This window comes from Bacteroides mediterraneensis (assembly GCF_016900355.1).
Classification (GTDB): Bacteria; Bacteroidota; Bacteroidia; order Bacteroidales; family Bacteroidaceae; genus Phocaeicola.
The window spans coordinates 59,951-84,338 of the sequence record NZ_JACJKA010000002.1; the positions used below are offsets into that span (position 1 = coordinate 59,951).

A 24,388-nucleotide genomic window follows, 5' to 3' on the forward strand; every position below is an offset into this window, starting at 1 on the left:
ATGAAAGCAGAACAGCAATATATTGACCTTTTCACGCAATGCGAGGCGATGATTTGCCGGCATAGTGCCGAGGTGCTGAATGCGCCTCGTGCCAAAGCTTTTGCCGACTTTGAACAGTTGGGCTTTCCCACTCGCAAGCAGGAAAAGTATAAATACACGGAGGTGGGCAAGTATTTTGCCCCGAATTATGGACTGAATCTGAATCGTCTGGAAATTCCGGTCAATCCGTATGAAGTGTTCAAGTGTGATGTGCCCAACATGAGTACGTCGCTCTATTTTGTGGTGAACGATGCGTTTGACAAGCATGTGCATCCTTCGGCTCAGTTGCCGGAAGGAGTGTATTTCGGCAGCTTGAAAGATATGGCCGAACAGCATCCGGAGCTGGTAAAGAAATATTACGGAAAGCTGGCCGATACGTCGAAAGACGCGCTGGCTGCCTTCAACACGATGTTTGCCCAAGACGGTGTGTGCATGTATGTACCCAAAAACGTGGTGGTGGAACGTCCGATACAGCTGGTGAACATCTTGCGTGCGGATGTCGATTTTATGGTGAACCGACGGGTGCTGATTATCCTGGAAGAAGGTGCACAGGCCAAGTTGCTGGTATGTGATCATGCCATGGACAATGTGAACTTCCTTTCTACACAGGTGGTGGAAGTCTTTGCCGGAGAGAATTCGGTGTTTGACCTGTATGAACTGGAAGAAACGCATAACAGTACGGTGCGTTTCAGCAATCTGTATGTACATCAGGAGGCCGGCAGCAATGTGTTGTTGAACGGTATGACGCTGCACAACGGAACAACCCGCAATACGACGGAAGTCACACTGGCCGGGAAGGGGGCGGAAATCAATCTCTGTGGAATGGCCATCGCCGACGCGAATGAACAGGTAGACAATAATACATTCATCGACCACAAGGTGCCCGATTGTACTAGCAACGAGCTGTTCAAGTATGTGCTTGACGGGCAGGCTGTAGGAGCGTTTGCCGGCAGGGTACTGGTACGCGAAGGGGCACAGCATACCTCTTCACAGCAGACCAACCGCAACTTGTGTGCAACCCGTGAAGCGCGGATGTACACTCAACCGCAGTTGGAAATTTATGCCGACGACGTGAAATGTTCGCATGGAGCTACTGTGGGACAGTTGGATGAGAATGCGCTGTTCTACATGCAGCAACGAGGTATCAGTTTGAAGGAAGCCCGTCTGTTGCTGATGTTCGCGTTTGTGAACGAAGTGATTGATCATATCCGTATGGAGGCGCTGAAAGACCGTCTGCATCTGCTGGTTGAAAAGCGTTTCCGCGGTGAATTGAACAAATGTCAGGGTTGTGCTATCTGCAAATAAGCAGGAAGACACAGGCAAATAATATAGTTATATCGAAGGAGAATTTATGCAGTACGATGTCAACAAGATAAGGGAAGATTTCCCCATCCTTTCACGGACCGTATACGGGAAGCCGCTGATTTATTTGGACAATGGGGCTACGACCCAGAAACCTCGTTGTGTGGTGGAATCCATTACAGACGAATATTATTCGGTGAATGCCAATGTGCATCGTGGCGTGCATTTCCTTTCACAGCAAGCCACAAACCTGCATGAGGCCTCGCGCGAGACGGTGCGTAAGTTCATTAACGCGCGCAGCACTTCGGAGATTGTCTTTACGCGAGGCACTACGGAGAGCATCAATCTGGTGGCCTCTTCGTTTGTGGACAGTCAGATGAAGGAGGGCGATGAGGTCATTGTGTCGGTCATGGAGCACCATAGTAATATTGTATCGTGGCAGCTTCAGGCAGCCCGAAAGGGGATTGTGCTGAAAGTGATTCCGATGAACGACCGCGGCGAACTGTTGCTGGATGAATATAAGAAACTTTTCTCAGAAAAGACGAAATTGGTTTCTGTGGCACACGTATCCAATGTGTTGGGAACCATCAATCCGGTGAAGGAAATCATTGAGTTTGCCCATTCACAGGGGGTTCCTGTATTGGTAGACGGTGCACAGAGCATTCCGCACATGAAAGTGGACGTGCAGGCACTGGATGCTGATTTTTATGTGTTCAGCGGACATAAGGTATATGGCCCTACGGGAATCGGTGTACTTTATGGAAAGGAAGCTTGGCTGGAGAAACTGCCTCCTTATCAGGGAGGAGGGGAGATGATCAAGAATGTGTCTTTTGAAAAGACCACTTTTAATGAACTCCCATTCAAGTTTGAGGCTGGTACACCTGACTATATCGGTTCTACCGCATTGGCAAAAGCCTTGGATTATGTATCTGCTATCGGTATGGACAATATAGCGGCTTATGAACATGAACTGACCCAGTATGCGATGGGGCGTTTGAAGGAAATTCCGGGTATGCGGATTTTTGGAGAAGCGGAGCAGAAGGGCGGTGTGATTTCATTTCTGGTGGGCAATATTCACCATTTTGACATGGGTACGTTGCTTGACCGTCTGGGTATTGCCGTACGTACCGGACATCATTGTGCAGAACCGCTGATGCATAGATTGGGCATTGAAGGTACTGTTCGTGCTTCTTTCGGACTATATAATACGAAGGAAGAAGTGGACGCACTGGTGGCAGGAATTCTGCGGGTGAGCCAGATGTTTGCTTGATTGAAGAAATCTTGAGTGGAAAAATAAAACCTCCCGGCTGGTTTTCTTAGGAAGGAAAATCGGTCGGGAGATTTTTTATGTGGGTTTGTCAGCGGACAGCCATCGTGGCTTTTTTCAGCCATTCTTTTTGTTCCTGAGGCAGGAGCGGAGAAAGTGATGTGTACACCTGCTGGTGATAATTGTTCAGCCATTCCTTTTCTTCCGGACTGAGCAATTCCGGGAGGAGTGGTTTAAGGTCGATAGGGCACAAGGTGAGTGGTTCAAATTTGTAGAACTCACCAAATTCCGTCGTCTGGTCGTTGACAATCAACATGGTGTTTTCTGTACGTACTCCGTAGCGTCCGGCTTTGTACACACCCGGTTCGTTGGTTACCGTCATTCCCGGCAGGAGCAAGGCCGGCATGTGGTTCATGCGGAACTGATGAGGCCCTTCGTGTACATTGAGGAAGTGGCCGACTCCATGTCCTGTTCCATGTCCGTAGTTCATACCTTCTTTCCAAATGAACTGACGAGCCAGCACATCCAGTTGTGTACCACAGGTTCCATACGGGAAGTGAGCCATGGAAAGCTGGATAAATCCTTTCAAAATGAGTGTATAATCTTTCTTTTGGTCTTCGGTGACAGGTCCCAGGGAGATGGTACGGGTAATATCCGTGGTGCCATCCAGGTATTGTGCGCCACTGTCGAGCAGCAAGAAGCCTTCCGGCTGAAGTGTGGCGGCCGTTTCTTGTGTGGCTTCATAGTGTACGATGGCTCCATGTGCCTGATATCCGGCAATGGTATCGAAGCTGATACCTTTGAAGTCTTTTTGGGCAGCGCGGAACTCATACAGCTTTTGGTCGATGGTGATTTCAGTTTCTTTTCCGCTCTTTACTGCCTCTTCCAGCCAGCAAAGGAAATGTACCATAGCTACACCGTCGCGCAGCATCGCCTGATGGAAACCGGCAATTTCCGTGTCATTTTTAATGGCTTTCATATATAAAACCGGAGAATCGTGGAGCACAACCTGGCTGTGACGACTGGCCGCCTGATAAAGGGCATAATTGGTAGAGCCGGAAAGTTGCAGGTTCTCTTCCTTATATTCTTCCAGGTCCTTCTCAACCTGTGAGTAGGCTTTGATTTGTATATGGTGTCCTGTGAGGTAACTTCGGGTTTCTTCCGTCAGCTTGTCGGGATGGATATACAAGGTGGCAGAGGTGGAGGTAATCAGCAGGTAACTGACAAATACTGGATTACAGTGCACGTCGGTACCGCGCATGTTCAAAACCCAGGCAATTTCGTCCAAGGCTGAAACCAGCAAACCTTTTGTCCCTTCTTTTTCCAGGGACTTTCTGATACGATCAATTTTGTGGTCGCACGATTCACCACTATATTCCAAGGGAAGAACGAAAGGCGGGTCGAGCGGCAGAGAAGGTCTGTCTTTCCATAATGTACGGAACGGGTCGTCGATGGTCACCAGTTCCAGGCCATAGGGCTGGAGGGCATTTTGCAATTGTTTAGCTTCTGCGATGCTGTTCACCCATCCGTCGATGCCGACTTTGTCTCCTGCTTTTAATACGCTTCCCAGCCATTCGGCAATTGAAGGTGTTTCTGGTAAACGGTCTTTAAATAAAGTAAGTCCACTGCCTTGCAGCTGGTCGGCTGCTTGCAGAAAATAACGGGAGTCGGTCCATAATCCACCGTCGGATGTGGTAATGACCGCCGTGCCGGCCGAACCCGTAAATCCGGAGATCCATTTCCGGCTTTCCCAATATGCCGGTACATACTCACCTGAATGCGGGTCTGTACTGGGAACAATAAAGGCAGAAACCCCTTCCGCAGCCATTAGCTTACGTAAGGAGTCAATTCTTTCAGCTATACAATTCATGGTATAAATGGATTAAATAAAAATATAAACCTATCGGACAAAAATAATAAATCTGTGAGAAAGGAGGTCTTTGTAAGTTCCTTATCTTTTATTTTTGAATAAAATATACTGGAATGTTTTGTAAATAAAGAAAGTATGCGTAATTTTGCGCCCAAATTGACTGCGAAATAATTTAATAACAACATACTTAATTTAAAAAACATGATTGTAGTACCAGTAAAAGAAGGCGAAAACATTGAAAAAGCGCTGAAGAAATTCAAAAGAAAATTTGAAAAAACAGGTGTTGTAAAAGAACTGAGAAGCAGACAGCAGTATGACAAACCGTCTGTTTTGAAGAGACTTAAAATGGAACGTGCGATTTACGTTCAGAAAATGCATCAGAACGAAGATTAATAATTTCGCGAAACATTTGAATTATTGAATTCTTTTTCATACATTCGTTGCTGAGAATAAAAGCGATGTCTCTATGTGGAAAGATTCTTTTCTGAAGTATCTTCTTTTCGAAAGGAACTATTCGGAAAAAACGATTATAAGTTACCGAACAGATTTGGACGAATTTGAGGCATATTTCAAAGGAGTGGATGAAGAACTCGATTTCACGCGGGTGGATGCCGACATAATCCGGGGGTGGATGCTTTCACTGATGGAAGAAGGTTGTGCGGAAACTACAGTGAACCGGAAATTAAGTTCGCTCCGGTCATTTTATCGCTATCTGCTGCGTCAGAAAGTAATGACGGTGGATCCGGCTGCTAAGGTAACTGGTCCGAAGAAGAAGAAACCATTGCCGGTTTTCGTGAGGGATGAAGATATGGATTCATTGCTGAAGGAAGAAGGCTTTGCGCAGACTTTTGAAGGTGTTCGTGACCGAACGATGCTGGAGGTGTTTTATTCGACTGGCATGCGTCGTGCGGAGCTGATTGCACTGAAAGATGCGGATGTGGATTTTTCTTCCTTGATGATAAAAGTGACGGGGAAAAGAAACAAACAGCGGTTGATTCCTTTTGGGGAACAATTGAGGGAGGTGCTGGAAGCCTATCTGGCGGAAAGGAATCGTTTTTATGCAGGTGAATGTGGGACGTTTTTCATCCGAAAAGGAGGAAAACCCTTGTCTCCTTCGTCTGTAAACTATATAGTGAGGCGATATCTATCGAAGGTGGTGACACTGAAGAAGAAAAGTCCTCATGTGCTGCGACATACTTTTGCCACTTCGATGCTGAATCATCATGCAGAGTTGGAAGCAGTGAAGGAGTTGCTGGGGCATGAGAGTTTGACTACTACGGAAGTGTATACGCATACAACCTTTGAAGAGTTAAAACAAGTTTATGAACAAGCTCATCCCAGAGCGTAAAGAAAAGGAGGTTTTTATGGAAGTAAGAATTCAATCCATTCATTTCGATGCATCTGAAAAATTACAGGCTTTTATTCAGAAGAAAGCCGAGAAGCTCGAGAAGTTTTGCGACAATATAAAGAAAGTAGAGGTGTCTTTGAAAGTAGTGAAACCTGAAACGGCTATGAATAAGGAAGCTGGTGTGCGTCTGTTGGCGCTTAATTCAGAGTTTTACGCAGAAAAAGTAAGTGATACATTCGAAGAATCAATAGATGTGTGCATGGATGCACTGTCTAAGCAACTGATGAAAACCAAAGAAAAACTTCAGGGTAAATAAAAAAGTTGCGTAAAAGTTTTGTGATTAAAAAATAATAGCTAACTTTGCAGCCGCTAAGTCGCGAAAAGTGAAGCGGCTGCAAAGTTTTGAATCTCGCCTCTTTAGCTCAGTTGGCCAGAGCACGTGATTTGTAATCTCGGGGTCGTTGGTTCGAATCCGACAAGAGGCTCGAAGAAAATGAGGCGATGCAAGTCGTCTTGAGAGTGGGGCAAATACCAGAGTGGCCAAATGGGGCAGACTGTAAATCTGCTGGCTTACGCCTTCGGTGGTTCGAATCCATCTTTGCCCACTTGAATTTGCGGAAGTAGCTCAGTTGATAGAGCATTAGCCTTCCAAGCTGAGGGTCGCGGGTTTGAGTCCCGTCTTCCGCTCTCTTTTTCTTCTTTTGCTGTTATAGCTCAGCGGTAGAGCACTTCCTTGGTAAGGAAGAGGTCCCGGGTTCAAGTCCCGGTAACAGCTCGTGAAATTGTAAAGCTGATTATTAATCAAAATAAATAAGTAAAGCTATGGCTAAAGAGAAATTTGAACGCACCAAACCGCATGTGAACATTGGTACGATTGGTCACGTTGACCACGGTAAAACAACTTTGACTGCTGCTATCACTAAAGTATTGGCAGAAAGAGGTTTCACTAAAGCTGACGAAATCAAGTCTTTCGATCAGATCGATAACGCTCCGGAAGAAAAGGAACGTGGTATTACCATCAATACTTCTCACGTAGAGTATGAAACTGCAAATCGTCACTATGCTCACGTTGACTGTCCGGGACACGCCGACTATGTAAAGAACATGGTAACTGGTGCTGCTCAGATGGATGGTGCGATCATCGTAGTTGCTGCAACTGATGGTCCGATGCCTCAGACTCGTGAACACATCCTGTTGGCTCGTCAGGTAAACGTACCGCGCTTGGTTGTATTCTTGAACAAGTGTGATATGGTTGATGATGAAGAAATGTTGGAACTGGTTGAAATGGAAATGCGTGAATTGTTGTCATTCTATGATTTCGACGGTGACAATACTCCTATCATCCGTGGTTCTGCACTGGGTGCATTGAACGGTGTAAAAGAATGGGAAGATAAGATTATCGAACTGATGGATGCAGTTGATACTTGGATTCCTCTGCCTCCGCGTGATGTAGATAAACCTTTCTTGATGCCGGTTGAAGACGTATTCTCAATCACTGGTCGTGGTACTGTAGCAACAGGACGTATCGAAGCTGGTCGCGTTAAAGTTGGTGACGAAGTTGAAATCCTGGGTCTTGGTGAAGACAAGAAATCAGTTGTAACTGGTGTTGAAATGTTCCGTAAGATTTTGGACGAAGGTGAAGCTGGTGATAACGTAGGTCTGTTGCTTCGTGGTATCGACAAGAACGAAATCAAACGTGGTATGATTCTGTGTCACCCGGGTCAGGTTAAAGCTCACTCTAAATTCAAAGCTGAGGTTTATATCCTGAAGAAAGAAGAAGGTGGTCGTCACACTCCGTTCCACAACAAATATCGTCCTCAGTTCTATCTGCGTACTATGGACTGTACAGGTGAAATCACTTTGCCGGAAGGTACAGATATGGTAATGCCGGGTGATAACGTAACTATCACTGTAGAATTGATTTACCCGGTTGCATTGAACGTAGGTCTGCGCTTCGCTATCCGTGAAGGTGGTCGTACAGTAGGTGCTGGTCAGATTACTGAACTTCTCGACTAATACAATCTCTGAATAAATAGTTAATAGTTCCCGGAGTCATTCGGGAACTATTTTTACGGGAATAGCTCAGTTGGTAGAGCATCGGTCTCCAAAACCGAGTGTCGGGAGTTCGAGTCTCTCTTCCCGTGCCAAAATTAAAGGAATATGTTTAAGAAGATAACGAATTATTGTAAGGAATCTTATGACGAACTAGTCCATAAAGTATCATGGCCTACTCGTTCAGAACTTTCTAGCAGTGCAGTGGTTGTTTTAACTGCTTCCCTCCTCATTGCACTCGTCGTTTTTCTAATGGATTCTGCCTTCCAGTTCATCATGGAAGATGTTATCTATCCGCACTAATAAACAGTATAAAGAATGTCTGAGATTGAAAAAAAATGGTACGTATTGCGTGCCGTAAGTGGAAAAGAAAGCAAGGTGAAAGAGTATCTTGATGCTGATATCAAGCATGGTAACCTTGGTGATTATGTATCTCAGGTGTTGATTCCTACCGAAAAAACATATCAGGTGCGCAATGGTAAGAAAATCGTAAAAGAGAGAACTTACCTCCCTGGTTATGTGCTGGTGGAAGCTGCTTTGGTCGGTGAGGTGGCTCATCATTTGAGAAACACCCCGAACGTAATCGGTTTCTTGGGAGGAATGGATCATCCAGTTCCTCTGAGACAGTCGGAAGTGAATCGTATTCTGGGTACGGTGGATGAACTTCAAGAAGGTGGCGAGGATTTGAATATCCCTTACACCGTTGGAGAAACAGTGAAAGTTAGCGTGGGACCGTTCAGCGGATTCAGTGGACTCATTGAAGAAGTGAACGCAGAAAAGCGCAAGCTGAAAGTAATGGTCAAAATATTCGGACGGAAAACCCCGTTGGAATTAGGCTTTACGGATGTGGAAAAGGAATAATACATTTTGTTACGTGTAATTGTTCCATTCGTTAAATACTTATATAAAAATAACAAAAGAAAATGGCTAAAGAAGTTGCTGGACTAATCAAATTACAGATTAAAGGAGGCGCTGCAAATCCATCACCTCCCGTTGGACCTGCTTTGGGTTCTAAGGGTATCAATATCATGGAATTTTGCAAGCAATTCAACGCCAGAACCCAGGACAAGGCAGGTAAGGTATTACCTGTAATCATTACCTACTACACAGACAAGTCTTTTGATTTCGTAATCAAAACTCCTCCTGTAGCAATTCAGCTGCTTGAGGCTGCCAAAATCAAGAGCGGATCTGCTGAACCGAACCGTAAGAAAGTCGCTGAACTGACTTGGGATCAGATTCGTGCAATCGCTCAGGATAAGATGGTTGACTTGAACTGCTTTACTATCGAATCTGCTATGTCAATGGTAGCAGGAACAGCTAGAAGTATGGGTATCGCTGTAAAAGGTGACTTCCCGGGTAATAACTAATTAACTTCAATTGATAATGGGTAAACTGACAAAAAATCAAAAGTTGGCTGCAGAAAAGATTGAAGCAGGGAAAGCATACTCACTGAAGGAAGCTTCTGAACTGGTAAAGGAAATCACTTTCACTAAGTTTGACGCTTCATTAGATATTGACGTACGTTTAGGTGTAGACCCTCGTAAGGCTAACCAGATGGTAAGAGGTGTGGTATCTCTTCCTCATGGTACAGGTAAGCAGGTACGTGTGCTTGTTCTGTGTACACCGGATGCTGAAGCTGCTGCAAAAGAAGCTGGCGCTGACTATGTTGGTCTTGATGAATATATTGAAAAGATCAAAGGTGGATGGACCGATATTGATGTAATCATCACTATGCCGTCTATCATGGGTAAGATTGGTGCGCTGGGTCGTGTGCTCGGTCCTCGTGGATTGATGCCGAACCCGAAAAGCGGTACTGTAACTATGGATGTAGCTAAAGCTGTTAAGGAAGTTAAGCAAGGTAAGATTGACTTTAAGGTTGACAAGAGCGGTATTGTTCATACTTCAATCGGTAAAGTATCTTTCACTGCTGACCAGATCCGTGACAATGCGAAAGAATTTATCGCTACTATCATCAAACTGAAACCGACCACAGCTAAAGGTACTTATATTAAGAGTATTTATCTTTCAAGTACTATGAGTAAGGGTATCAAGATTGACCCGAAATCAGTAGACGAAATCTAATAATTAAGGAGGAATCATGAGAAAGGAAGATAAAGGCGTAATTATTGGTCAGTTGGCTGATACCGTAAAACAATATGGACATTTCTACTTGGTAGATACAACTGCAATGGATGCAGCTGCTACCAGCGATCTTCGTAAGAAATGTTTCAAAGCCGGTATCAAACTGATGGTTGTGAAGAATTCTTTGCTTCACAAGGCTTTGATGAGCTTGGATGTGGATTACTCACCGTTGTTTGATTCTTTGAAGGGTACTACTTCTGTAATGTTCTGTGAAACAGCTAATGCTCCGGCAAAACTGTTGAAGGAATATAAAGATGGAGTTCCTTCCTTGAAAGCTGCTTATGCAGAAGAAGGATTCTACGTAGGTGCAGACCAGTTGGAAGCTCTCGCAACAATCAAGAGCAAGAACGAAGTTATTGCAGAAATCGTGGCTTTGCTGCAGTCTCCTGCAAAGAACGTTATCTCAGCTCTTCAATCAGGTGGCAACACCATTCACGGTGTTCTTCAGACTTTGGCAGAACGTGCAGAATAATTGCATGGTGTGCATGAGTCGGGAAACCAAAACAACTTTAATATTTAAATAGTACAAACAATTAAATTTCATACAAAAATGGCAGATTTGAAAGCTTTTGCAGAACAATTAGTTAACTTGACAGTAAAAGAAGTTAATGAACTTGCAACTATCCTTAAAGAAGAATATGGTATTGAACCTGCTGCTGCAGCTGTAGCTGTTGCTGCTGGTCCTGCTGCTGCTGGTGCAGCTGCTGCTGAAGAAAAAACTTCATTCGATGTAGTTTTGAAGAGCGCAGGTGCTGCTAAACTGCAGGTTGTTAAGGCAGTGAAAGAAGCTTGTGGTCTTGGCTTGAAAGAAGCAAAAGACTTGGTTGACGGTGCTCCTAGCACAGTAAAAGAAGGTTTGGCTAAAGACGAAGCTGAATCTTTGAAGAAAACTTTGGAAGAAGCTGGAGCTGAAGTTGAACTTAAATAAGATTATCCTGTAAATCAGGTAGTTCGGTTAAGAGTCCTCTGTAAAGAGGATTCTTAACCTTTTTGCGTCTATATTAAGTTCACTAGGTTTCAATTGTCGGAACTGTGAGAGTTCCCCGACTGTAATTATCCTAGTTTTTACATTTTAAACTCCATACAGATGTCTTCAGAAACTCAAAATCAACGAATTAATTTTGCTTCTATCAAGAATCCGATGCAGTATCCGGACTTCTTGGAAGTACAGTTGAAGTCATTTCAGGACTTCTTGCAATTAGATACCCCACCCGAAAAACGAAAGAACGACGGTTTGTATAAGGTGTTTGCTGAAAATTTCCCGATTGCAGATACACGTAACAACTTCGTGCTCGAGTTCCTTGACTACTATATTGATCCGCCTCACTATACTATTGACGATTGTTTGGAACGCGGACTGACTTATAGTGTTCCCTTGAAAGCCAAACTGAAGCTTTATTGTACAGACCCCGATCACGAAGATTTCGATACCGTGATTCAGGATGTGTATCTGGGACCTATCCCTTATATGACTCCGAAAGGTACTTTCGTGATTAACGGTGCAGAGCGTGTCGTTGTATCTCAGCTCCATCGTTCACCGGGTGTATTCTTTGGACAAAGCATCCATGCGAATGGTACGAAATTGTATTCTGCCCGTATCATTCCGTTTAAAGGATCTTGGATTGAGTTTGCTACGGATATCAACAATGTGATGTATGCGTACATCGACCGTAAGAAGAAACTTCCGGTAACTACATTGTTGAGAGCTGTGGGTTTTGAAAACGACAAGGACATTCTTGAAATTTTCAACCTGGCTGAAGATGTAAAAGTCAACAAGACAAACCTGAAAAAAATCATCGGACGTAAACTGGCTGCCCGTGTGTTGAAAACATGGACAGAAGATTTCGTAGATGAAGATACTGGTGAAGTTGTTTCTATTGAACGTAATGAGGTAGTGATCGATCGTGAAACAGTGATCGAACCTGAGCACATTGATCTGATTCTTGAATCAGGTGTACAGAATATCCTCGTTCACAATGAAGAGGCAAATGCTTCTGACTATTCTATTATTTTCAACACTTTGCAGAAAGACCCGAGTAACTCGGAAAAAGAAGCAGTGTTGTATATCTACCGTCAGTTGCGTAACGCAGACCCTGCCGATGACGCAAGTGCACGTGAGGTTATCAACAACCTGTTCTTCTCTGAAAAACGTTACGACTTGGGTGATGTAGGTCGTTATCGGATCAACAAGAAGTTGAATCTGGATACTCCGATGGATGTCAGAGTGTTGACTAAACAAGATATTATCGAGATTATCAAATATCTCATTGAGTTGATTAACTCAAAGGCAGACGTAGATGATATTGACCACTTGAGCAACCGTCGTGTACGTACGGTGGGTGAGCAGCTGTCAAATCAGTTTGCTATTGGTTTGGCTCGTATGTCTCGTACCATTCGTGAGCGTATGAACGTACGTGACAACGAGGTGTTCACTCCGATTGATTTGATCAATGCGAAGACCATTTCGTCTGTTATCAACTCATTCTTCGGTACCAATGCCTTGTCACAGTTTATGGACCAGACGAACCCGCTGGCTGAAATTACACACAAACGTCGTTTGTCTGCCCTGGGTCCTGGTGGTTTGTCACGTGACCGTGCAGGCTTTGAGGTTCGAGACGTACACTATACTCACTACGGTCGTTTGTGTCCGATTGAAACTCCTGAAGGTCCGAATATCGGTTTGATTTCTTCTTTGTGTGTATATGCAAAGATCAACGATCTGGGCTTCATTGTCACTCCTTATCGTAAGGTGAAGAATGGAGTGGTAGACTTGTCTCCTGAAGGTATTGAATACTTGTCGGCTGAAGAGGAGGAAGACAAGATTATCGCTCAGGGTAATGCACCGCTGAATGATGACGGTACATTTATCCGCGATAAAGTAAAGGCTCGTCGTGATGCCGATTATCCGGTGGTTACTCCGGATCAGGTGGACTTGATGGATGTGTCTCCTCAGCAGATTGCTTCTATCGCTGCTTCTTTGATTCCGTTCTTGGAACACGATGACGCGAACCGTGCGTTGATGGGTTCTAACATGATGCGCCAGGCGGTTCCTTTGTTGAAGACAGAAGCTCCGATTGTAGGTACAGGTATTGAAAAACAGTTGTGCGAAGATTCACGTACACAGATTGCCGCAGAAGGTGATGGTGTGGTTGACTTCGTAGATGCAACGACTATCCGTATCCTGTATGACCGTACAGAAGATGAAGAATTTGTAAGCTTCGAACCGGCCTTGAAGGAATATCGCATTCCGAAGTTCCGTAAAACAAACCAGAGCATGACTATCGACTTGCGTCCGATCTGTAACAAGGGTCAGCGCGTGAAGAAGGGAGATATCCTGACTGAAGGTTATTCTACTGCAAATGGTGAGTTGGCTTTGGGTAAGAACCTGTTGGTTGCTTACATGCCGTGGAAGGGTTACAACTATGAGGATGCTATCGTATTGAACGAACGCGTGGTACGTGAAGATATCCTGACTTCTGTACACGTGGATGAATATATCCTGGAAGTACGTGAAACCAAACGCGGTATGGAAGAGCTGACCTCTGATATTCCGAATGTCAGCGAAGAGGCTACTAAAGATTTGGATGAAAACGGTATTGTACGTGTAGGTGCTCGTATTGAACCGGGTGACATCCTGATTGGTAAAATCACACCGAAGGGTGAATCTGATCCTTCTCCAGAAGAAAAACTGTTGCGTGCTATCTTTGGTGACAAGGCTGGTGATGTGAAGGATGCTTCTCTGAAGGCTTCTCCGTCACTGCGTGGTGTGGTTATTGGCAAGAAACTGTATTCACGTGTAATCAAGACACGTAGTGAAAAGAATGCAGACAAAGCAATCCTGCCGAAATTGAATGAAGAATTTGAAGAAAAGGCTGCAGCTCTGAAGACTATCTTGATTGATAAGTTGTTGGTTCTGACTGCTGATAAGGTTTCTCAGGGTGTGAAGGATTATCTGGGAACTGAAGTCATTGCCAAAGGAGCTAAGTTTACGAAATATGATTTGGAATCATTGGATTATACAGTCATTCAGTTGAGCAAATGGACAGCAGATGCTCACAAGAATGATATGATTCGTGACCTTATCATGAATTACTTGAAGAAATACAAGGAGCTGGATGCTGAACTGAAACGTAAGAAGTTTGCGTTGACAATCGGTGATGAACTGCCTTCAGGTATTATTCAGATGGCGAAGGTTTACATCGCCAAGAAGCGTAAGATTGGTGTCGGTGATAAGATGGCCGGTCGTCACGGTAATAAGGGTATCGTTTCACGTGTAGTACGTCAGGAAGACATGCCGTTCTTGGCTGACGGTACTCCGGTAGATATCGTATTGAATCCGTTGGGTGTGCCTTCTCGTATGAACATCGGTCAGATCTTTGAAGCTGTATTGGGACGTGCCGGAAAAGAATTGGGTGTGAAGTTTGCCACTCCTATTTTCGATGGTGCTACCTTGGAAGATTTGGATAAATGGACAGACAAAGCCGGACTGCCTCGTTATTGCAAGACTTATTTGTATGATGGTGGTACAGGTGAACAGTTTGACCAGCCGGCTACGGTCGGTGTGACTTACATGTTGAAACTGGGTCACATGGTTGAAGACAAGATGCACGCCCGTTCAATCGGTCCGTACTCTTTGATTACTCAGCAGCCGCTTGGTGGTAAGGCTCAGTTCGGTGGTCAGCGTTTCGGAGAAATGGAGGTTTGGGCAATCGAAGCATTTGGTGCGGCTCATGTACTTCAGGAAATTTTGACCATCAAGTCTGATGACGTGGTTGGACGTTCTAAGGCATACGAAGCAATTGTGAAAGGTGAACCAATGCCTACGCCGGGTATTCCTGAATCTCTCAACGTATTGTTGCATGAACTTAGAGGTTTGTGCTTGAGCATTACGCTGGAATAACTTTTTTCAACTGAAGAATGGGGTATAGATTCCCATTCTTCCTGATTAAATTCTTCATTATCATAAAATAGAAAGTATGGCTTTTAGAAAAGATACTAAGATAAAAAGTAATTTCTCAAAGATTACGATCGGTCTGGCATCACCCGAAGAGATTCTGGAAAATTCTTATGGTGAGGTGTTGAAACCGGAAACCATCAACTACCGTACCTATAAACCGGAACGTGACGGTTTGTTCTGTGAACGTATCTTCGGTCCGGTAAAGGACTATGAGTGCCATTGTGGTAAGTACAAACGTATTCGCTACAAAGGTATCGTCTGCGACCGATGCGGTGTGGAAGTAACGGAAAAGAAAGTACGTCGTGAACGTAGCGGACATATCCAACTGGTAGTGCCGGTGGCTCACATCTGGTATTTCCGTTCTCTGCCGAACAAGATTGGTTATCTGTTGGGTTTGCCGACCAAGAAGCTGGATGCAATTATTTACTACGAACGCTACGTCGTTATCCAGCCGGGTGTAAAGGCTGAAGACGGAGTAAGTAAATATGACTTGTTGTCTGAAGAAGAATATCTGGACATCATGGATACACTTCCAAAGGACAACCAGTACTTGGAAGACAGTGATCCGAACAAGTTCATCGCAAAGATGGGTGCGGAAGCTATCTACGATTTGTTGGTAGGACTGGACTTGGATGCGTTGTCATACGAGTTGCGTCACAAGGCAAACAGCGATTCTTCTCAGCAGCGTAAGAACGAAGCTTTGAAACGTTTGCAGGTAGTGGAATCTTTCCGTGCTTCACGTGGCCGCAACAAACCAGAGTGGATGATTGTACGTATCGTACCGGTTATCCCGCCTGAACTGCGTCCGTTGGTCCCGTTGGATGGTGGACGTTTCGCTACTTCCGACTTGAACGATTTGTATCGTCGTGTGATTATCCGTAACAATCGTCTGAAACGACTGATTGAAATCAAGGCTCCGGAAGTCATCTTGCGTAATGAAAAACGTATGCTTCAGGAAGCTGTCGATTCATTGTTCGACAACTCTCGTAAGTCGAGTGCAGTGAAGACAGATGCCAACCGTCCGTTGAAATCTTTGTCAGACAGCTTGAAAGGTAAGCAAGGACGTTTCCGTCAGAACCTGTTGGGTAAACGTGTCGACTATTCAGCTCGTTCCGTAATCGTCGTAGGTCCGGAACTGAAGATGGGTGAATGCGGTATTCCGAAACTGATGGCTGCCGAATTGTACAAGCCGTTCATCATTCGTAAGCTGATTGAACGTGGTATCGTGAAGACCGTGAAATCTGCAAAGAAGATTGTAGACCGTAAGGAACCTGTGATTTGGGATATCCTGGAACACGTAATGAAAGGTCATCCGGTATTGTTGAACCGTGCGCCGACATTGCACCGTCTGGGTATTCAGGCCTTCCAGCCGAAGATGATTGAAGGAAAAGCTATCCAGTTGCATCCGTTGGCTTGTACCGCGTTCAACGCCGACTTCGATGGTGACCAGATGGCCGTACACTTGCCGTTGAGCAATGAGGCTGTATTGGAAGCACAGATGCTGATGTTGCAGTCACACAATATTCTGAACCCGGCCAACGGTGCGCCTATCACCGTGCCTGCACAGGATATGGTTTTGGGATTGTATTACATTACCAAACTGCGTAAGGGTGCTAAAGGTGAAGGTTTGATTTTCTACGGACCGGAAGAAGCAATGATTGCTTACAACGAAGGTAAGGTAGATATTCACGCTATCATCAGCGTTGTTGCCAATGACTTGGATGAAAACGGCAACATCGTGAAGAAGATGATCAAGGAAACCTCTGTAGGTCGTGTGATTGTCAATGAACTGGTTCCTGATGAATGTGGTTATTTGAATACCATTATTTCTAAGAAGTCTCTGCGTGACATCATCAGCAATGTAATCAAGGCTGTGGGTGTGGCTCGTGCTTGCGAATTCTTGGATGGAATCAAGAACTTAGGTTATAAGAAAGCATTCGAAGGTGGTCTGTCATTCAACTTGGGCGATATCATTATCCCGAAGGAGAAAGAGGAACTGGTAAAACGTGGTAACGAAGAAATCGAACAGATCATGATGAACTATAACATGGGATTCATCACTGATAACGAACGTTACAACCAGGTAATTGATACTTGGACACACGTAAACAGTGACTTGTCAGACATTCTATATAAAACAATTAAGAACGACGACCAGGGATTCAACTCTGTATTCATGATGCTGGATTCCGGAGCCCGTGGTTCTAAGGAACAGATTCGTCAGTTGTCTGGTATGCGTGGTTTGATGGCCAAGCCGCAGAAAGCCGGTGCCGAAGGTGCTCAGATTATTGAAAACCCGATTCTTTCTAACTTTAAGGAAGGTCTTTCGGTGTTGGAGTACTTTATTTCAACCCACGGTGCTCGTAAGGGTCTTGCCGATACCGCGTTGAAGACAGCCGATGCCGGATACCTGACTCGTCGTTTGGTAGACGTTTCTCACGACGTTATCATCAACGAAGAAGACTGTGGTACATTGCGTGGTCTGGTTTGCACAGCGTTGAAGAACAACGATGAAGTAATCGCTACGTTGTACGAACGTATCTTGGGCCGTGTATCTGTACACGATATCATCCACCCGACTACTGGTAAGCTGATTGTGGCTGCCGGTGAAGAAATCACGGAAAGCATCGCGGAAGAAATCGAAAATTCTCCGATTGAAAGCGTAGAAATCCGTTCCGTATTGACTTGTGAGTCTAAGAAGGGTGTATGTGCGAAGTGTTATGGACGTAACTTGGCTACCAGCCGTATGGTTCAGAAGGGTGAGGCTGTCGGCGTAATCGCTGCACAGTCAATCGGTGAACCGGGTACTCAGCTGACTCTGCGTACATTCCACGCCGGAGGTATCGCTGGTAACATGGCAGCCAATGCAAGTATCGTAGCGAAGAACGATGCACGTCTGGAATTCGAAGAATTGCGTACAGTTGATGCTGTAGAAGAAACTGGCGAACCAGTGAAGATTGTAGTAGGCCGTTTGGCAGAAGTTCGTTTCGTAGATGTCAATACTGGTATCGTATTGTCTACTCACAACGTACCTTACGGTTCTAAATTGTATGCTTCAGACGGTGAAGTCGTAGAAAAGGGCAAGCTGATTGCGAAGTGGGACCCGTTCAACGCCGTTATCGTAACAGAAGCTGCCGGTAAGATTGACTTTGAATCTGTGATTGAAAATGTCACTTACAAGGTAGAATCCGATGAAGCTACAGGTTTGCGTGAAATCATCATCACTGAATCTAAGGATAAGAACAAGATTCCTTCTTTGCACATTTTGGATGAGAATGGTGGAATTATCCGTACATACAACTTGCCGGTAGGTGGTCACGTAGTCGTAGAAGACAAGCAGACCGTGAAAGCAGGTGATATTTTGGTGAAGATTCCGCGTGCCGTTGGTAAGGCTGGTGATATCACCGGTGGTCTTCCGCGAGTAACTGAGCTGTTTGAAGCTCGTAACCCGTCTAACCCTGCAGTCGTATCTGAAATCGATGGTGAGGTAACAATGGGTAAGATCAAACGTGGTAACCGTGAAATCATCGTGACTTCCAAGACAGGTGATGTACGTAAGTACTTGGTTGCATTGTCTAAGCAGATTCTGGTTCAGGAAAATGACTACGTACGTGCCGGAACTCCGTTGTCTGATGGTGCTATCACTCCTGCTGATATCCTGGCTATCAAAGGTCCTACGGCCGTTCAGGAATATATCGTAAATGAAATCCAAGACGTATACCGTCTGCAGGGTGTGAAGATTAACGATAAGCACTTCGAAATCATCGTTCGTCAGATGATGCGTAAGGTACAGATTGATGAACCGGGTGATACTCGCTTCTTGGAACAGCAGGTGGTTGACCGCATTGAGTTCAATGAAGAAAACGACCGTATCTGGGGTAAGAAAGTGGTAGTAGATGCCGGTGATTCTCAGAACTTGCAGCCGGGACAGATTGTCACAGCTCGTAAGCTTCGCGACGAAAACAGTATGTTGAAGCGTCGTGACCTGAAATTGGTGGAAGTACGTGATGCAGTGCCGGCTACTTCTACTCAGATTTTGCAGGGTATCACACGTGCCGCATTGCAGACTTCAAGCTTCATGTCGGCTGCTTCCTTCCAGGAAACAACGAAGGTATTGAACGAAGCTGCTATCAACGGTAAGGTGGACAAGCTGGAAGGTATGAAGGAGAACGTAATCTGCGGTCATCTGATTCCGGCGGGTACAGGTCAGCGTGAGTTTGAAAAGATTGTGGTAGGTTCTAAAGAAGAATACGACCGCATCTTGGCCAACAAGAAGAACGTATTGGACTATAGCGAAGTTGAATAACTCAACCGAATATAAAAAGAAAAGCCGTCTCGTTTGAGGCGGCTTTTTTTTATGCTTGTCATCCTGCGTCAGCGGTTTCGTTTCCTTTTCCAGAAGAGCCGGATAAAACGCCCTCCGGTGGCAATGAGTGCCAGAGAGAGGCCGGTATAGAATACGGCAATGAAACTCTCCGGCAGCAAATGTGCCTTGCGGATGGTGACGCCCATCCCAATCATGAACGCCATGACAATCCACCCCTTTACATCGAAGAAAGAGAAGGGACAATGCTTTTCCCGTTTTCCCGAAGTGATACGCTGCGTATGCTTGCGGTAGAGCTTGTGGAAAACCATGCAGAAGAACAGCAGGAACACCAGACTGGCCTCACAGACCTTCAGAAGCCAATAGTGCGTGTCCGTAATCCAGCAGGAGAGGCCTATATGTAGGATGTTGAGGCCTGCCACCAGCCACACCACGCCAGCCGTCAGCAATAGGGTATTGGAAGAAACTCCGTACTTCATCTTAGCTTAGAACCATTTGATTTTTCGGAAAATGACAAATGCGGCTGCCGATAAGAGAATCGAGAAGCAGACAATCAGGGCAAACGCATGGGGCAAGCCTTCGATGTGAATATCCACGTTCATACCGTAGAAACTGGCAATCAGCGTAGGCACCATCAGGATGATGGAGAGACTGGTCATGCGTTTCATGATGGTGTTCACGTTATTGGAGATAATGGACGCGAAGGCATCCATCGTACCCGTGAGGATGTCACTGTAGATGTTCACCTGGTTGTGAGCCTGTTTCAGTTCGATGAGCACGTCGTCGGTCAGTTCCGCGTTCTGGTAATCCTGTTCATTGAAAATGTTCTGCAGCTTGCCTATCATGACCTCATTGCCACGGATGGACGTGTTGAAGTACACCAGACTCTTCTGCAGGTTCATCAACCGGAGCAAGTCCTCGTTACGGATACTCCGCTCCAGTTCCTTTTCCGCACAGTTCACCTCATTGTTAATCTGTTTCAGGTATTTCAGGAACCACACGGCCGAAGAGTAAATCAGCCGCAGAATCAGTTCGTATTTGTTGGGCACGTTGATACCCTTGCGTTGCGTATGTTCAATGAAGTCGGGCAGCATCTCCGTAGAGTAGTAGCACACCGAAATCACCAGTTCATTGTTCGTGATGATGCCGATGGGCACCGTGACATAAGGCACCTTCGAATCGGGCGTCTGCATGGGGATACGCAAGATGGTCAGCAGCCAGTTGCCTTCCGTATCCGTACGCGGCCTTTCGTCCGTATCGGCGATATCGTTCAAGAAAGATCGGGGAACTTTCAATTCATCTTGCAGGAAGCGGAAATCCGACTCATCGGGACATTCCACATTAATCCAGCAGTTGGGCTGCCAGTTCGTTTTTTCTACGAAACCTGCTTCACAAAAAAGATACTTTCTCATGTTTCTGCTCCTTTCCTTCGTTTTAAGCCCGGAGGAGCATCTTCAGAGTAAGCTACAATCTACTCACGACACTCCTTCAGGAAGTGGTTAAAATAATGATAATACGTTCGCGAGTAAGAATCGTCCATATCGTTTCGTTTTAGGGTATAAAAAAAGTTCGTTTTTAGCAAACGAACTCTCAAGCTCTTCAGGTTGGACTTGAACCAACGACCCTCTGATTAACAGTCAGATGCTCTAACCGACTGAGCTACTGAAGAAAGTTTAAACATGTTTTCCTAAAAAGGAGCTCTTCAGGTTGGACTTGAACCAACGACCCTCTGATTAACAGTCAGATGCTCTAACCGACTGAGCTACTGAAGAAAATTTAAACATGTTTTTTCAAAAAAGGAGCTCTTCAGGTTGGACTTGAACCAACGACCCTCTGATTAACAGTCAGATGCTCTAACCGACTGAGCTACTGAAGAAGGTTTTTCCTTAATTGCGCTGCAAAGGTAGTAGGATATTTTGAATTATGCAATATCTTTGCAAAAAAAATAAAGCAAAATGGATAAAATATTAGGAATGGGCAATGCATTGGTAGATGTATTGGTGAGAATTGATGACGATTCTTTATTGGAGAAGCTCCATCTGCCAAAAGGAAGCATGCAGTTGATACAGGAAGATACGCTGGCCGAGATACGTAAATCCACTGCCGGCATGAAGATACATCGGGCCACGGGCGGTTCGGCCAGCAACACGGTAAGTGCCTTGGCTGCCTTAGGGGCCACTCCCGGATTTATCGGAAAGATAGGAAAGGATGAAACCGGGCGCTTCTTCGATGACACCCTCCGGCAGCGGGGAGTGAAAACTGCATTGAAAACCTGCGATTTACCTTCCGGTATTGCCTCTACGTTCATTTCGCCCGACGGAGAACGCACGTTCGGCACCTATTTAGGAGCAGCTGCCACCTTGTATGCCGAGGATTTGTCGCGCGATATGTTTACCGGTTATGATTATCTTTACATCGAAGGTTATCTGCTGCAAGACCACGACCTCATGTTGCGGGCCATGCAGCTGGCCAAGGAAGAAGGCCTTCAGGTGTGTCTCGACATGGCCAGCTACAATGTGGTGGAAGCCGAGCGCGACTTCTTCGACCATCTGATTGTGAAATACGTAGACATCGTGTTTGCCAACGAGAGCGAGGCGCGGGCCTATACAGGTAAGGAACCCCATGAAGCTTTGGAAGAAATCGCCTCCAAGTGCAGCATTGCCGTGGTGAAGACCGGAAAAGAAGGCTCTCTCGTGAAGAAAGGTACCGAAGTCATCCAGCTGTTGTCGTGTCCGATTGAAGGCGTGGTGGATACCACCGGCGCCGGCGATTTCTATGCCGCCGGTTTCATGTACGGCCTGACCTGCGGCTATTCACTGGAAAAATGCGTGCAAATCAGCACCATCCTGGCCACGGCCGTGATTCAGGAGGTAGGCACCACCCTGCCCGGAAAGAAATGGGACGAAATTAAGTTAAATATTGACGCACTTCTGCAAGTCTGACCGGAATAATGTGTTTATTTGCAGGAAGAAATAAATTGAAAACAAACGACGTATGAATGCAAGAAAAATGCTGGCCGGAGCCTTCATTGTGATGCTGGGCATGGGGATGGCCAGTTTCAAGGAAGACGACCGCAATTTTCAGATATCGAAAAATCTGGACATCTTCAACTCCATTTTCAAGGAACTGGACATGTTCTATGTCGATACCGTGAATGCCGAAAAAATGATTCAGACCGGGGTGGAAGGCATGCTTTCGCTGACCGACCCCTATACGGAATACTATCCTGAAGAAGAGGTGAGCAGCCTCAAGGAGATGACGACCGGAAAATACGGGGGCATTGGAGCGGCCATCCGCTACTATGAAGCCAAAGACCGCATCGCGGTAGTAGAGCCTACCGAGGGTATGCCGGCGGCTGAGGCTGGCGTGAAGGCGGGCGACATCATCCTCTCGGTGGGAGGAAAGGAGATGGTGCGTGGCAACATGAAGCCCCAGGAGTTTTCTTCGAAAGTGAGCGAAGCCCTGCGTGGAGAGCCGGGCACCTCGTTCGTGCTGAAAGTACTGCGCCCGTTGAAGAACGACAGCACGGTGATGGAGTTCAAGCTCACCCGTAAGAACATCCGTACCAATCCCGTGCCCTATTACGGCATGGTGAAAGACAGTATCGGCTATCTGGCCCTGTCCAGCTTCACCGAAAATTCTGCCAAGGACTTCAAGAAAGCCTTCATCGAACTGAAACAGAAAGGTGCCAAGTCACTGATTATCGACCTGCGCGACAACGGAGGTGGTTCTTTGTCGGAAGCGGTAGACATTGTGAATCTTTACGTGCCGAAAGGACAGGAGATTGTGGTGACCAAAGGTAAGCTGCGTCAGGCACAGGGCTCCTACAAGACACAGAACGAGCCGGTCGACACCCAGATTCCGTTGGCCATTCTGGTGAACGGCGCCACGGCATCTGCTTCTGAGATTGTGAGCGGTTCGTTGCAGGACTTGGACCGTGCGGTGATTATCGGTACACGTACTTTCGGAAAAGGGCTGGTGCAGACCATCCGTCCGTTGCCCTACAACGGTACGTTGAAAGTGACTACCTCCAAATATTATATTCCTAGCGGACGTTGCATCCAGGCCATCGACTATGCCAAGAAGAACGCCGACGGTTCTGTGGCTCGTACACCCGACAGCCTGACCACCGTGTTCCACACCGCCGCCGGACGTGAGGTACGCGACGGGGGAGGTATCCGTCCCGACATCGAAGTGAAGGGCGACAAGATTCCGAACATCGTGTTCTATCTGATGAACGACGACCTGATTTTCGATTACGCCACCCAATATTGCTGGGATCATCCCACACTGGCTTCGGTAGACGATTTCAAGTTGACCGATGCTGACTACGAGGCGTTCAAGAAACTGGTGAAGTCGCGTAATTTCACCTACGACCGCCAGAGCGAGAAGCTGTTGAAGAGTCTGAAGGAAGTGGCGGAGTTCGAGGGCTACATGACCGAAGCGTCCGAAGAGTTCAAGGCCTTGGAGAAGAAACTCAACCACAACCTGGACCGCGACCTGGACTATTTTGCCAAACCGATTAAGGAATATCTTTCACAGGAAATTGTGACCCGCTATTTCTACCAGCGTGGAGCTGTAATGGAACGTCTGAAAGACGATACCGACCTGGAGAAAGCCATCGAAGTATTGCAGAATCCCGTCCGTTATCGGGAAATTCTTTCGGCACCGGTAAAGAAAGACGAACCTGTCAAGAAGGAAGAAGTGAAGAAATAAGGCCTCAGAAGGGCTTCTGGAGGGCTTTCTAGGAAGGCCCGGAAAACGCAAGTACGTTTTGTTTCAAACGCAAGTGCATTTGGAGTAAAACGTACTTGCGTTTTGATTAAAACGTCCTTGCGTTTTAGAGAAAACGTAAAGGCGTTTGAGTTGAAACGCTTCGGCGTTTTGGAAGCAGGTGTTTCTTGTTAATAAATTTTCGGATAGAATTGGAAAATTTCAAATAATTTTTTAGCTTTGTGAGAGCCTATTTGTGACCTTCTAGGCATAAGACCCACGAAGATAAGACAGATGATGACAAATCTAGTCGGCCCTATATGGTGGATAATTCTTATTTTCAAAGGATAAGAGATGATGAGGCAAACTGGATT

19 protein-coding genes and 8 tRNA genes are annotated in these 24,388 nt (G+C 45.8%); 21 read left to right on the top strand and 6 right to left on the bottom strand.

Translation table 11 applies throughout. The features are described 5' to 3' along the window. The gene (gene sufD / locus H6A28_RS02120; RefSeq protein WP_204474488.1) at window positions 1–1,344 is read left to right on the top strand and encodes a Fe-S cluster assembly protein SufD; all 1,344 of its coding nucleotides are present in this window, start codon (window positions 1–3) and stop codon (window positions 1,342–1,344) included. 46 nt (window positions 1,345–1,390) lie between these two features. Continuing rightward, complete coding sequence (locus H6A28_RS02125) at window positions 1,391–2,611, top strand: aminotransferase class V-fold PLP-dependent enzyme (RefSeq protein ID WP_204474486.1); 1,221 nt, start codon at window positions 1,391–1,393, stop codon at window positions 2,609–2,611. An 88-nt stretch (window positions 2,612–2,699) separates the two neighbouring features. Here H6A28_RS02125 and H6A28_RS02130 read toward each other — a convergent pair whose 3' ends face one another. Continuing rightward, on the bottom strand, window positions 2,700–4,478 hold the full coding sequence (locus H6A28_RS02130; protein WP_204478689.1) for an aminopeptidase P family protein: 1,779 nt from the start codon (window positions 4,476–4,478) through the stop codon (window positions 2,700–2,702). 201 nt (window positions 4,479–4,679) lie between these two features. Here H6A28_RS02130 and rpsU point away from each other — a divergent pair, with 201 nt between their 5' ends. From rpsU to rpoC, 17 genes are all read left to right on the top strand, one after another. Next, window positions 4,680–4,871 carry a 30S ribosomal protein S21 gene (gene rpsU / locus H6A28_RS02135; protein WP_022353311.1) on the top strand — a complete coding sequence of 64 codons (192 nt, stop codon included), beginning with the start codon at window positions 4,680–4,682 and terminating at the stop codon, window positions 4,869–4,871. A gap of 73 nt (window positions 4,872–4,944) precedes the next feature. Next, window positions 4,945–5,826, top strand: coding sequence for a tyrosine-type recombinase/integrase (locus H6A28_RS02140; protein WP_204478690.1), 882 nt, complete (start codon window positions 4,945–4,947; stop codon window positions 5,824–5,826). 16 nt (window positions 5,827–5,842) lie between these two features. Beyond that, window positions 5,843–6,142 (top strand): ribosome hibernation-promoting factor, HPF/YfiA family, encoded by a 300-nt coding sequence (hpf, locus tag H6A28_RS02145; protein ID WP_204478749.1) that lies wholly within the window; start codon window positions 5,843–5,845, stop codon window positions 6,140–6,142. A gap of 95 nt (window positions 6,143–6,237) precedes the next feature. Beyond that, window positions 6,238–6,311 (top strand) — tRNA-Thr (locus H6A28_RS02150). Between the two features lie 37 nt (window positions 6,312–6,348). Continuing rightward, window positions 6,349–6,431: transfer RNA gene (locus tag H6A28_RS02155), tRNA-Tyr, on the top strand. 9 nt (window positions 6,432–6,440) lie between these two features. Continuing rightward, window positions 6,441–6,513, top strand: a tRNA-Gly gene (locus H6A28_RS02160). 16 nt (window positions 6,514–6,529) lie between these two features. After that, window positions 6,530–6,601 (top strand) — tRNA-Thr (locus tag H6A28_RS02165). 47 nt (window positions 6,602–6,648) lie between these two features. Further along, the gene (tuf, locus tag H6A28_RS02170) at window positions 6,649–7,842 is read left to right on the top strand and encodes an elongation factor Tu (protein ID WP_072529616.1); all 1,194 of its coding nucleotides are present in this window, start codon (window positions 6,649–6,651) and stop codon (window positions 7,840–7,842) included. A gap of 55 nt (window positions 7,843–7,897) precedes the next feature. After that, window positions 7,898–7,973 (top strand) — tRNA-Trp (locus H6A28_RS02175). A 13-nt stretch (window positions 7,974–7,986) separates the two neighbouring features. Beyond that, window positions 7,987–8,181 (top strand): preprotein translocase subunit SecE, encoded by a 195-nt coding sequence (gene secE, locus H6A28_RS02180; RefSeq protein ID WP_072541481.1) that lies wholly within the window; start codon window positions 7,987–7,989, stop codon window positions 8,179–8,181. Between the two features lie 15 nt (window positions 8,182–8,196). After that, window positions 8,197–8,739, top strand: a complete 543-nt coding sequence (nusG, locus tag H6A28_RS02185; protein ID WP_072541482.1) for a transcription termination/antitermination protein NusG — start codon at window positions 8,197–8,199, stop codon at window positions 8,737–8,739. Window positions 8,740–8,801: 62 nt separating this feature from the next. After that, window positions 8,802–9,245, top strand: coding sequence for a 50S ribosomal protein L11 (gene rplK, locus H6A28_RS02190; RefSeq protein WP_007564157.1), 444 nt, complete (start codon window positions 8,802–8,804; stop codon window positions 9,243–9,245). 16 nt (window positions 9,246–9,261) lie between these two features. Continuing rightward, window positions 9,262–9,960, top strand: a complete 699-nt coding sequence (gene rplA / locus H6A28_RS02195; protein WP_204474476.1) for a 50S ribosomal protein L1 — start codon at window positions 9,262–9,264, stop codon at window positions 9,958–9,960. A gap of 16 nt (window positions 9,961–9,976) precedes the next feature. Then, window positions 9,977–10,492, top strand: a complete 516-nt coding sequence (gene rplJ / locus H6A28_RS02200) for a 50S ribosomal protein L10 (protein ID WP_204474474.1) — start codon at window positions 9,977–9,979, stop codon at window positions 10,490–10,492. Window positions 10,493–10,570: 78 nt separating this feature from the next. After that, window positions 10,571–10,948 (top strand): 50S ribosomal protein L7/L12, encoded by a 378-nt coding sequence (gene rplL / locus H6A28_RS02205; protein WP_007564160.1) that lies wholly within the window; start codon window positions 10,571–10,573, stop codon window positions 10,946–10,948. Between the two features lie 159 nt (window positions 10,949–11,107). Further along, entirely contained in the window at window positions 11,108–14,920 is a 3,813-nt protein-coding gene (gene rpoB / locus H6A28_RS02210) for a DNA-directed RNA polymerase subunit beta (RefSeq protein ID WP_204474472.1), read from the top strand. A 76-nt stretch (window positions 14,921–14,996) separates the two neighbouring features. Next, window positions 14,997–19,283, top strand: coding sequence for a DNA-directed RNA polymerase subunit beta' (gene rpoC, locus H6A28_RS02215; RefSeq protein ID WP_072541485.1), 4,287 nt, complete (start codon window positions 14,997–14,999; stop codon window positions 19,281–19,283). 68 nt (window positions 19,284–19,351) lie between these two features. On the opposite strand, the gene H6A28_RS02220 is transcribed toward rpoC, so the two are convergent. The 5 genes from H6A28_RS02220 to H6A28_RS02240 all read right to left on the bottom strand — a co-directional run bounded on the left by H6A28_RS02220 (window position 19,352) and on the right by H6A28_RS02240 (window position 21,177). Beyond that, window positions 19,352–19,780 carry a hypothetical protein gene (locus H6A28_RS02220; protein WP_204478691.1) on the bottom strand — a complete coding sequence of 143 codons (429 nt, stop codon included), beginning with the start codon at window positions 19,778–19,780 and terminating at the stop codon, window positions 19,352–19,354. Between the two features lie 6 nt (window positions 19,781–19,786). After that, window positions 19,787–20,713, bottom strand: a complete 927-nt coding sequence (locus tag H6A28_RS02225; RefSeq protein WP_022354972.1) for a magnesium transporter CorA family protein — start codon at window positions 20,711–20,713, stop codon at window positions 19,787–19,789. A 183-nt stretch (window positions 20,714–20,896) separates the two neighbouring features. Then, a tRNA-Asn gene (locus tag H6A28_RS02230) sits at window positions 20,897–20,970 on the bottom strand. 29 nt (window positions 20,971–20,999) lie between these two features. Next, a tRNA-Asn gene (locus H6A28_RS02235) sits at window positions 21,000–21,073 on the bottom strand. Window positions 21,074–21,103: 30 nt separating this feature from the next. Further along, a tRNA-Asn gene (locus H6A28_RS02240) sits at window positions 21,104–21,177 on the bottom strand. Window positions 21,178–21,256: 79 nt separating this feature from the next. Between H6A28_RS02240 and H6A28_RS02245 the strand changes: the two genes are divergently transcribed. Continuing rightward, window positions 21,257–22,243, top strand: a complete 987-nt coding sequence (locus H6A28_RS02245) for an adenosine kinase (protein WP_204478692.1) — start codon at window positions 21,257–21,259, stop codon at window positions 22,241–22,243. Between the two features lie 52 nt (window positions 22,244–22,295). After that, complete coding sequence (locus H6A28_RS02250) at window positions 22,296–24,017, top strand: S41 family peptidase (RefSeq protein WP_204478693.1); 1,722 nt, start codon at window positions 22,296–22,298, stop codon at window positions 24,015–24,017. The last annotated feature ends 371 nt before the right edge of the window (window positions 24,018–24,388 follow it).